Origin of the sequence: Kitasatospora sp. NPDC056327 (genome assembly GCF_042261735.1) — a bacterium.
Taxonomy (GTDB): domain Bacteria; phylum Actinomycetota; class Actinomycetes; order Streptomycetales; family Streptomycetaceae; genus Kitasatospora.
This window is the reverse complement of record NZ_JBHJRC010000049.1, coordinates 26,705-36,747: the sequence shown is the minus strand read 5'-3', so window position 1 is coordinate 36,747 and position 10,043 is coordinate 26,705. Positions and strand designations below refer to the sequence as shown.

At 74.8% G+C, this 10,043-nt stretch carries 10 protein-coding genes; 6 read left to right on the top strand and 4 right to left on the bottom strand.

The window, feature by feature from the left end:
- Positions 1–40: 40 nt before the first annotated feature.
- The 3 genes from ACFCX4_RS10480 to ACFCX4_RS10470 form a co-directional block, all read right to left on the bottom strand.
- Positions 41–1,078, bottom strand: a complete 1,038-nt coding sequence (locus tag ACFCX4_RS10480; protein WP_376140473.1) for a zinc metalloprotease — start codon at positions 1,076–1,078, stop codon at positions 41–43.
- A 307-nt stretch (positions 1,079–1,385) separates the two neighbouring features.
- Complete coding sequence (locus ACFCX4_RS10475; RefSeq protein WP_376140471.1) at positions 1,386–2,114, bottom strand: AAA family ATPase; 729 nt, start codon at positions 2,112–2,114, stop codon at positions 1,386–1,388.
- A 218-nt stretch (positions 2,115–2,332) separates the two neighbouring features.
- Complete coding sequence (locus ACFCX4_RS10470; protein ID WP_376140469.1) at positions 2,333–3,259, bottom strand: LLM class F420-dependent oxidoreductase; 927 nt, start codon at positions 3,257–3,259, stop codon at positions 2,333–2,335.
- A gap of 153 nt (positions 3,260–3,412) precedes the next feature.
- On the opposite strand from ACFCX4_RS10470, the gene ACFCX4_RS10465 reads away from it, so the two are divergent.
- Positions 3,413–3,787, top strand: coding sequence for a DUF6401 family natural product biosynthesis protein (locus tag ACFCX4_RS10465; RefSeq protein WP_376140467.1), 375 nt, complete (start codon positions 3,413–3,415; stop codon positions 3,785–3,787).
- Positions 3,788–3,814: 27 nt separating this feature from the next.
- Here ACFCX4_RS10465 and ACFCX4_RS10460 read toward each other — a convergent pair whose 3' ends face one another.
- Positions 3,815–4,627, bottom strand: coding sequence for a hypothetical protein (locus tag ACFCX4_RS10460; RefSeq protein ID WP_376140465.1), 813 nt, complete (start codon positions 4,625–4,627; stop codon positions 3,815–3,817).
- A gap of 279 nt (positions 4,628–4,906) precedes the next feature.
- Between ACFCX4_RS10460 and ACFCX4_RS10455 the strand changes: the two genes are divergently transcribed.
- From ACFCX4_RS10455 to ACFCX4_RS10435, 5 genes are all read left to right on the top strand, one after another.
- Positions 4,907–5,680, top strand: coding sequence for an alpha/beta hydrolase (locus tag ACFCX4_RS10455; RefSeq protein WP_376140463.1), 774 nt, complete (start codon positions 4,907–4,909; stop codon positions 5,678–5,680).
- A 171-nt stretch (positions 5,681–5,851) separates the two neighbouring features.
- Positions 5,852–6,298 (top strand): CU044_2847 family protein, encoded by a 447-nt coding sequence (locus tag ACFCX4_RS10450; protein ID WP_376140461.1) that lies wholly within the window; start codon positions 5,852–5,854, stop codon positions 6,296–6,298.
- Positions 6,295–7,278, top strand: coding sequence for a trypsin-like peptidase domain-containing protein (locus tag ACFCX4_RS10445; protein WP_376140459.1), 984 nt, complete (start codon positions 6,295–6,297; stop codon positions 7,276–7,278). The genes ACFCX4_RS10450 and ACFCX4_RS10445 overlap by 4 nt, the downstream gene beginning before the upstream one ends.
- Positions 7,275–8,762 (top strand): hypothetical protein, encoded by a 1,488-nt coding sequence (locus tag ACFCX4_RS10440; protein WP_376140457.1) that lies wholly within the window; start codon positions 7,275–7,277, stop codon positions 8,760–8,762. The genes ACFCX4_RS10445 and ACFCX4_RS10440 overlap by 4 nt, the downstream gene beginning before the upstream one ends.
- Positions 8,759–10,042: an AAA family ATPase gene (locus ACFCX4_RS10435; protein WP_376140454.1), complete on the top strand. Its 1,284-nt coding sequence runs from the start codon at positions 8,759–8,761 to the stop codon at positions 10,040–10,042. The genes ACFCX4_RS10440 and ACFCX4_RS10435 overlap by 4 nt, the downstream gene beginning before the upstream one ends.
- Position 10,043: the final 1 nt, after the last annotated feature.

Here is a 10,043-nt window from a genome sequence, read left to right as displayed (position 1 = left end):
CCCGCCGGTATCCGGGGTCCGGGAGCCGGACCCGGGGCCGTCAGGCCCGGTAGGCGGCCCAGGAGTTGGCCATCCGGGCGACCTGACCCGGGGTGAACTGGGTCATGCAGGAGTCGTAGGTGTAGTCCATGAAGTTGTGGATCGGGTCGACGCCCGCGGTCGTGCAGGTGTCCCGGCCGGCCGGGCACTGGTAGGCGGCGCTCTGCTCGGCCGGGGTGTCGGCGACGTAGTCGCCCTGGCCGGAGCAGCCGCCCTGGAAGGTGTGGTACAGCCCCAACCAGTGGCCGACCTCGTGGGTGCCGGTGTCGCCCTCGTTGTAGTTGGTGGCGGAGCCGCCCGGGAACGAGGAGTCGAGGATGACCACGCCGTCGTCGGTCGGGTTGCTCCCGTAGGAGCTGGGGAAGGTCGCCCAGCCGAGCAGCGACTGGCCGAGCTTGGCGCTGTAGAGGTTGAGGGCGTTGGCGCCGCCCTTGCGCAGGGTGCGCTTCATCGCCTTCTCGGCACTGGAGCCCGGGCTGACGCCGTTGTACCAGGTGGCGTTGTCGGTGTAGTCGGTGGCGACCAGCTGGAAGCGGAACTGGCTCGCGGTGTTGCCGGACCCCTGGCCGCTGTACGCGGCGTTGAGGACGTCGATCTGCCGGGCGACGGTGGCGGCGGCCAGCTTGCCGGTGGTCCCGGAGTGGACGACGTGCACGTACACCGGAACGGTCGTGACGGCGGCCAGCGCACCGGGGGCCTGGAGGACGTTGTTCTGGGGCGACTGGGCCAGCTGGACGAGCCGGGCCTGGAGGTCCGCGTCCATCGCCTTCGCCTGCTTGTCGGTGACGGCGTTGGGCTCCTGGCTTCCGGGGCTGCCGGCGGGCTTGCGGGCGGCACCGTCCCCGGCGCCGTCGTGGGCGGCGCCGTCGTGGGCCGCGTCGCCGGTGCACGCGGTGGCGGCCGGGCCCTGGGCGGGCGCACCGGCGGCGGTGAACGCGGTGGGCGCCGCGAACTGGGTGAGGCCGAGGGCGGCGACGACGGCCGCCGCGCCGAGGAACCTGCTGGTGACACGCGAGGGGACACGGGCGGAACGACGCATCTGCGCTCCAGGGGAGGGTGGTGGGGGACGGCGGTCGAGGGGGGCCGCCGAGCCTCAGGCTACGCAGGGCCGCGTGTACGCGTCAGACTCGTTCCGGCCTGGAACCTCTGACGACAAATCGGACAAAATCCGGAAGTTTGAGCGGCGCAACCGTGCCGCACATCGAGCATTTCCCGTCGCGCACATGCGCACAGTACCGGCCCCGGCCTGTCCGAAACGTGACACCCCGTCTGCCCCGCGGAACGGCGCGGCGACCGGCGGGCAGGACGAACGGGATGAACCGGGCGCCCGGACCGCCTCGCCGAGACTACGACGCCACGAAGACGATCTCCCGCAGGGCGCGCGCACCGGCCCGGTCGAGTACCACGGCCGACGCACACCCGGCGGGCGGGCGCCCCGTACCGGCCAGCCGACGGCGCAGCCGCCGGGCGGCGTCCCGGTGCCGGGCGAACGCGTACGCGGAGACGGCCTGCCCGCGGGAGCGCTGCCCGTCACGGGCCTCCTCGGCGCTCGCGTCCAGCAGGATCAGGTGCACCCGGCGCCCCTGCCGCTCCGCCTCCCGGGCCAGCCACCGCCGCACGTAGGGCACCGCCCCGCAGTCGTGCACGGCGAGCGGCCCGCCCGCGAGCACCGCGCGGCGCAGCCGCCGGTAGTGCGCGATCCGCACCAGCGGGCGGTAGACGGCGTAGGGGAGCCAGGACGGCAGCCGGGCCGCGTACTCCTCGCGGACCAGCTGGGAGTCGACGACCGGCGTGCGCACGCAGCGGCGCATCAGGGTGCTCTTGCCGCTGCCCGGCAGCCCGGAGATCACCAGCAGGTCGGCCGGTGGGTAGTGCAGCGCGGCCGGGCGGGCGCCGCGGTCGTTCCGGGTCCGCCGCAGGTCCTGGAGGCCGCGCGGGCGCAGTGCGCCCGCGGCCGGGTCCGGCGCGCCTCCGGACCGGCCGGAGCGGGGCACCGGGACCGTCCGCCCGGCGGCCGCCCGGTCGAGGACCGCCCCGGAGACCCGCACGTCCTGCACGTCCTGCGCGTCCGCCATCGAAACTCCCCCTGCCTCCCCCGCCGGCCCGGGATCTCCCGGACCCGCCCCCCGAAGAGCCTTCCCCCTTCAAGAGAGAGTAAAGACTAGTGGTCAGACCGGGTCCGGGCCGAGTCCCCAACCGCTCCAGGAACGTCACAGAAACGCACCGGGACCGTTACAGGAGCAGCCCCGGGAGCGCCTGCCGGGACCCCCTCCCCCGGCGTTCCGGGAGCCGCTCAGCCGAGCTGCGGGGCGACCCGGGAGGCGATCAGCTCCAGGTGGTCGAGGTCGTCGAGGTCCAGGATCTGCAGGTAGATCCGCTCGGTGCCGACGGCGGCGTAGCGGCCGATCTTCTCCACGACCTCGTCCGGGGTCCCGGCCAGGCCGTTGGCCCTCAGCTCGTCGGCCTCGCGGCCGATCGCCGCGGCCCGGCGGGCCACCTCGGCGTCGTCCCGGCCCACGCAGGCGACCAGGGCGCTGGAGTACACGAGGTCCCCGGCCCGGCGGCCCGCCTTCTCGGCGGCCGCGCGGACCCGGCCGAACTGGGCCCCGGTGTCCTCCAGCGAGGCGAACGGCAGGTTGAACTCGTCGGCGAACCGGGCGGCCAGCGCCGGGGTGCGGACCGGTCCCGAGCCGCCGATCAGCACCGGGATCCTCGTCTGGGCCGGCTTGGGCAGCGCGGGCGACCCGCTCAGCCGGTAGTGCTCGCCGGCGAAGTCGAAGGTCTCGCCCGGCGCGGTGCCCCAGAGGCCGGTGATGATCTCCAGCTGCTCCTCCAGCCGCCCGAACCTCTCCTTCGGGAAGGGGATGCCGTAGGCGGTGTGCTCCTGCTCGTACCAGCCCGCGCCCAGGCCGAACTCGACCCGGCCGCCGCTCATCGCGTCGACCTGGGCGACCTGGATGGCGAGCACGCCGGGCAGCCGGAAGGTGGCGGCGGTCATCAGGGTGCCGAGGCGGATGGTGCTGGTCTCGCGGGCCAGGCCGGCCAGGGTGATCCAGGCGTCGGTCGGGCCCGGCAGGCCGTCGGCCCCGCCCATGCTCAGGTAGTGGTCGGAGCGGAAGAAGGCGCTGAAGGCGCCGAGCTCCTCGGCGGTGCGGGCCACCCGGAGCAGGGTGTCGTAGCTCGCGCCCTGCTGGGGTTCGGTGAAGATGCGAAGATCCATACCGGCCATTCTGGTACGGCCGGGCCGCCGTCCGCGACGGCTCCGGCGAACCGGTTCGGACCCGTCCGCACCCGAGGCGCCCGGGGCCGGGGCGTGGCCAAGGTCTCAGCCCGGACGGCCGAACCCGGTGCGGCGCTCGCCTACCGTGGACGGATGTTCGCCACGCCCGACGAGTCGCACCGGGGATCCCCCGACGACTCCCCCGATCCGCGCAACCGGCCGGCCGGCTGTCCGCTGCCCGGGATCGTCGCCGCCTTCACCCCCCGGCTCGCCGAGTTCGCCTTCGAACCCGGTTTCACCGCGACGGTCGACCAGCACGCCGCGGAGCTGCGCGAGCTGCTGTACGCCCAGGGGCCGGAGCTGCTGCCCCGGCCCCTGGACCGTGAGGAGTTGTCGGACTACGCGCTGGGCTTCCTCGACGCCCTCGCCGAGATCGGCTGGCGCGAACCGGTCGGGTACGACTACGCGGTGCACCGGCTGACGGCGATCTGCTGGCTGGTCCGGCAGAACGGCCTGCTCGCGGCCTGACCCGCGGCGCGGCGCGGACCGCCGCGGTCAGCCCGGCTGCTCGCCCGGCCGGCCCGGGTCGATGCCGGGGGCCTGCGGCGGGGCCGCCGGGGCGGCCGGCCGGGCCGGCTGGTTCGCCAGCGCGTCCGACCGGCCCGCCTGGTAGGCGCTGCCGCGCAGCTTGGCGGTCTCCTGCTCGGCGCTGTCCAGCCAGCGCTCCCAGCGCTGGCGCATCGGGATGATCAGGCCGCCGCCCACGCCGACCACCAGGATGCCGGCGATCGAGGCCAGCACGGCGATCAGCACCGGGCCGGTGATCGCGGTCGCGATCCCCGCCTGGCCGAGCGCCGCGACGACGCCCAGCAGCACGATGAACGCCCAGGCGATGGTGGCCACCGTCCGGCCGTACGAGGCGCCGGACAGCGCGTTGCGCACGATGTCGCGCACGGCGTTGGCGATGGCCATCGCGACGACCACGATGACGACCGCGACGATGCCCCGGGGCAGCCAGGCGACGATCCCGTTGATCATCACGCTGATCGGGTTCGGGCCGAAGACGCCGAACGCCAGCTGGAGGGCCATCAGCAGGATCGCGTAGTAGACGATCTTGCTGACGATCCCGGTCAGGTCGTACTTCGAACCCTCCAGGTGGCGGGCGATGCCGGACCGCTCGGACACCCGCTCCGAGCCGATCCGGCGCAGTACGCGGTCCAGCACCCGGGCGATGAACTTGGCGACGATCCAGCCGATGACCAGGATCGCCAGGAAGGCGATGAACTGGGGAATGAACTTGGCGACCTTCGACCAGGCCTCGGTGAAGCCCGAGCCGAAGTCGACGGACAGTGCGAGCTGCTGAGCCACGGAGTCCTCCACTCGGCGACGCTGCGCCGGGAGCGGCGCGGCGACCCCCCACCCTTCGTGGATAGCAGGGGCCCGGGGAGCCCGCACTCCCCGGCGGCCGGCACTGGCCTCCCCGGGTGAAGCCGCTCAGGCCACCGGGGCATCCCCGCCCCGCGCGGCCTGCAACTACAGTGGCGGTCCAGGGACCGTCCGGACGGCACGGACGGCACGGACGGCACGGACGGCACGGACCGGCCGTCGGCGGCACGGCCCCGGACGGCGGGCGGGAGGCGGGACAACGTGAGCGACAACGGTACGGGCGACCACCGGGCCCTGGTCTGGCGCGGGCGGCCGGAGCGGCCCGGCGCCGCGGTCCTGGTCCTGCACGGCGGCAAGGAGCACGACCTCGACCGGCCCGGTCCGCTCAACCTGGCCGGACTCCGGATGGCCGGCTTCGTGCACGCCCTGCGCCGCGAGACCGCGGGCGCGGACGTCGCGGTCGGCACCGTGCGCTACCGCCACCGGGGCTGGAACGGCGAGCGGGCCGACGCCGCCCGGGACGCCGTCGCCGCGCTCGACGCCCTGGCCGAGGAGCTGGGTCCGGTGCCGACCGTCCTGGTCGGGCACTCGATGGGCGGACGCGCCGCCCTGCGCGCCGCCGGCCACCCGGCGGTCACCGGCGTCGTCGCGCTGGCCCCGTGGTGCCCGGCCGGGGACCCCTGCGAGCAGCTGGCCGGACGCGACGTGCTGATGCTGCACGGCGACCTCGACCGGATCACCTCCCCCGCCGACACCCGTGCCTTCGCCGCCCGCGGGCGCGCCGCCGGGGCCCGGGTCTGCGGCTACACCGTGGTCGGCACCGGCCACACCCTGATGCGGCGGATACCGGACTGGCACCGCGCGACCGCCCGGCTCTCGGCCGGCCTGCTCGGCCTCCGCGACCTCCCGCCGGAGGCCGCCGGGGCGCTCGCCCTGCCCGCCGGCTCCGGCGACTGCCTGGACCTGCCGCTGCCCGCCCACCCCCGCACCCCGCCGCCGTCCCGGATCCCGCGGCCGCTGCCGAGCGACGTCTGAGGGACCACCGCGGCGTCCGGTGCGTCACGGCCGCCGGGGCCGGGACGGACGCGCCGAGGCGGACGTACCCGCCGACCGCAAGGGGCTATTCGGCCGAACCGCCCGAATCACCAAGGGGGAACGGTATTCTGATGAATCGTCGGGGCGGATTTTCCACAGGGGCGGGCGCGCATGGCCGAAACGGTGACGATCGATCTCGGGGACGGCACGACCGTCCGGGCCGAGGTGATCGGCGAGGTGAACTTCCAGCAGCCGGACGGCGGTCCGCCCAAACGGGACTTCGGAGACGCCCGGCTCGGCGGCGGTGCCCGCCGGGCAACCGGGCAGCTGGGCGAGGCCGTCGCACTGACCCTCGACCAGGTGCGCGCCACCGTCCAGGGCGTGGGCCGCTGGGCGGCCGAGAGCATCGCCCAGGACGCGGCCGGCTCGCCGGACTCCTTCGAGGTCGAGTTCGGCCTCAAACTCGCGGTCAAGTCGGGCCAGTTGCTCGGTGTGATCGCCGAGGCCGGCGGGGAGGCCGGGCTCACCGTGCGGCTCTCCTGGGACCTCGCCGAGCGCCGCCGGCAGCCGTCCGCGGCGCAGCCCGCCGCCCTGCCCGGCACGGCCGGCGCCGAGTGAGCGCAACCGCACCGCTCGGCCTCGCCGGGGCGGAGGCCCTTCGTGCCTGCGCGGTCATGGTCGAGGTCGCCGGCGAGTTCGCCGGCTGCGGGTTCCTGGTGGCGCCCGGCCTCGCCGTCACCGCCGCGCACGTCCTCCTGGACGCGCGGCGCGACTCGTCCGAGGTCGTGCTCCGGCACGCCTCGGGGGCGCGCACCGTCCCGGCCGGGGGCGTGCGGCTGTTCCCGGAGTCCGGTGACGGCACGCTCTTCCACCCGTTCCCCGACCTGGCGCTGCTGCCGGTCCCCGGCTGGACCGGCCATCCCACGGTCCGGCTGGCGACCGGCGGCGCCGAACCGGACACCCGGCTCACCGCGATCGGCTTCTCCACCGAGACCCCGGACCAGGGCACCGCCCGGCCCGACACCCTCGTGCTGCGCGTCGTCGGCCCGGCCGCCGACTACGTCAGGGTGAGCGGTGACGGCATCCGCAAGGGCCACAGCGGCAGCCTGCTCGCCGACCCGGACGGGCTGGTCCGCGGGGTGCTCAAGGGCAGCCGGTCCTACGACGCGGACGAGGGCGGCTGGTACACCCCGGCCGCCGCCCTGGCCGCCGTGCTCGACCGGGCCGGCATCGCCTTCGGTTCCGCCGCACCGCCGGCCGGGCCGCCTCCGACCGACGGTGAGCTGGTGACCGTCCTGATGACCTTCGGGATTCTGCAGAACTCCGCCGGGCGGTTCGCGATGCTGACGGCCATGGGCCGGATCCTCGGCCTGCCGTACCCCTTCGGAGCGGACGAGCACGCCGACGCGCGGCTGCACCTGCACGCCATCGTGACCCGGTGCCGGAGCTTCTGGACGGAACGGGCCAATCCCTGGGAGGAGTCGAACGCCCTGCGGGCGATCGTCGACGCGCTGGCCGAGCTGGCCCCGGAGGACCAGGCGCTCAGGAAGCTGCGCCCGCTCGTCGAACGGGCGGTCGGCGGCCGGGGAACGGCGTGAGCGGGCCCGCGGCCGCACCGAGGCCTCGGGCCCGGGAGGCGGACCAGCTGCTGACCGACGTCCTGCTCGGCTGCCTCGGCAGGCGCGGGCTGGCCTTCCGGCTGGCGCTCCTCGACGCGATGGAACAGTCGCCGGGGATGGGCGGCTTCGCCGCCACCGTCACGGAGCACGGGGAGGCGCGGACCCACGTCAGGAACCTGGTCGACGCCATCGCGAACCGGGAGGACCCCGTGGCGGCGCTGGAAGCACTGGGCGCCGCACTGCCCCTCCTGATACCGCACGACCGCGCCCTGGCCTGGCTGGACCTGACCGTCCAGCTGACGACCCACGACCCCGAAGCGTTCGTCGACGAGCTCTTCCCGGTCGCCGCCGAGTTGCACCGCCTGCCGGCGCTCTCCGGGTTGCACCGTCACGTGCCCGCGAACACCAGCGGGCTGCGCAACCTCACCGGTCAGGAGAGCCTGCCGCAACTCCTGGGGCGCCTCGTCGACCGGCGCGATCCCGACGTCATCGGCCCGCTCACCGCCTTCCTGGAGTCGCTCGGCGAGGACGAGCAGGCCACCCGGTGCGCCGCCCTCCCACGGCTGAAGGCCTTCGTGGCCAGGTTCGGAAAGCCCGGACCGGCGAAGACCGCCCCGGCCGCGGACCGGCTGATCCTCCAGATCCGCCTGGAGGAGGAGACCCCGGAACACGCCCCCGAGGCCCAGTACCGCCTGCGTCTCGCCTACTACCACCAGCCGCTCGCCGGGGGACGCTTCCAGCGTGTCCAGGGCCTCCCGGCCACCGAGTCGGTCTCCGAGAGCAAGCTGCTCACCGTCGGCAGCGAGACGCTCGCCCGCTGGACGGAACTGACCCGGGACATCCGCGGAAAGGCGGTCCGGGTCGAGTTCCTGCTCCCCCGCCCGATGCTGGGCCACCCGGCCGAGTGGTGGTGCCCCGGCAGCACCGGACGACCGCTCGGCCATCTGCACCCGGTGGTGGTCCGCTCGCTGGAGCGGTACACCGACCCCTTCCTCAACCAGGGCTTCTGGCAGGAGCGGTGGGACGGCCTCGGCGACCCGGCCGCCGGTCCCGACCCCGCCGACGTGCTGAGCGGGATCGGCTGGCCCCCGCTGGACCCCACGGACACCGCCAAGCTGGCCGACTGGTTCAACGACCGGCCCGCCCTCGCCTGCCTGGGCCTCGACGTGCCGTACGACCAGCTCCACACCGACGTCCAGCACGCCGTGAACGACGCGATGTACGTCGACGGGCTGCCCGCGCTGATCTGGCGCCGGGTGGCCGGCGGCTCCGGCACTCTTCTCGACGCCCTGCGCAAGCACCCGCCGGCCAGGCTCACCGACCTGCCGGACACCGTCCACCGCTACCGCGTGAAGCTCCGCGGGCGCGGTCCGGATCCGCAACACGACGTCACCCTCCTTTACGAGGACCCCAATTGTGTCGATCCGGACCAGGACAGCCCCTTTCCGGGGATGATGGGATGAGCGGCCAGACCCACCGGCCCGGGACGACCCGCAGCGAGGCAGGAGCAGACATGGCCGAGGACTGGTGGATCTACCGGGGCACCGGTGTCCCGCACGACGCGATCACCAGACTCCCCGCGGCGCCCGACTGGCGCGCCTTCGACCACCCGGGCGGCCCCGACCTGGAACTGCCGCCGGCCACGACCGTGACGGCCCGCCGGCTCGGCCGGACCCGGCAGGCCGCCGCCTACCGCGCGGACGAACGGGAGGTGCAGCTGGTCAACCTCGCCCTGCACCTGCGGCGCCCGCTGCTCATCACCGGCAAGCCCGGTGTCGGCAAGTCGACACTCGCCTACGCGGTCGCCCGCGAGCTCGGCCTCGGGCCGGTGCTGCGCTGGCCGATCACCAGCCGGTCCACCCTGCGCGACGGGCTGTACAGCTACGACGCGATCGGGCGGCTGCACGAGGCCGGGCTGTACCGGGAGGCCAGGCTCCAGTGGGAGACCGGCCCGGTGAACCCCCCGGCGACGCCGCCGGGCGAACCCACCGGGCCCGCCCGGCCAGGCGGGCGGCGGGCCGTGACCTCCGTGGAACTGACGATCCGGTCGACCAAGGGCGAGCCGGACCCGGCGCCCGTCGAGAGCGGGCCGGCCGGACCGGACGGAGCCACGGCGGCCCCGGACCCGCAGGGCGAGGAGACCGGCGCCGCGGAACGGCCCCCCGGCATCGGGAGCTTCCTGCGTCTCGGCCCGCTCGGCACCGCCCTGCTGCCCTGGCGGACGCCCCGGGTGCTCCTGATCGACGAGATGGACAAGAGCGACATAGACCTGCCGAACGACCTGCTGAACGTCTTCGAGGAAGGCGAGTTCGAGATCCCGGAGCTGGTCCGGCTCGGCTCCGGTGTCCGGCGGATCGGCACGGCCGACCACGGCGGGACGGCGGAGGTCCAGGGCGGTGTCGTGCGCTGCTCGCAGTTCCCGCTGGTCATGCTGACCAGCAACGGCGAACGCGAGTTCCCCGCCGCGCTGCTGCGGCGCTGCGTGCGCCTGGAGATCCCGCCGCCGAACGCGGAGCGGCTCACCGCGATGGTCGCCGCCCACCTCGGCAAGAAGGCGGCGGCCCACCCGGCGACCGCCGCGCTGATCACCGAGTTCCTCCGCCGCCAGCAGGACGAGGGCGCGCAGCTGGCCAACGACCAGCTGCTCAACGCGCTGCTGATGCTCCGGCGCGGAGTCCCGGACGGCGAGCCGGGGCACGCGATCCTCCACGACGTGCTGCTCCGACCGCTCAACGAGAGCTGAG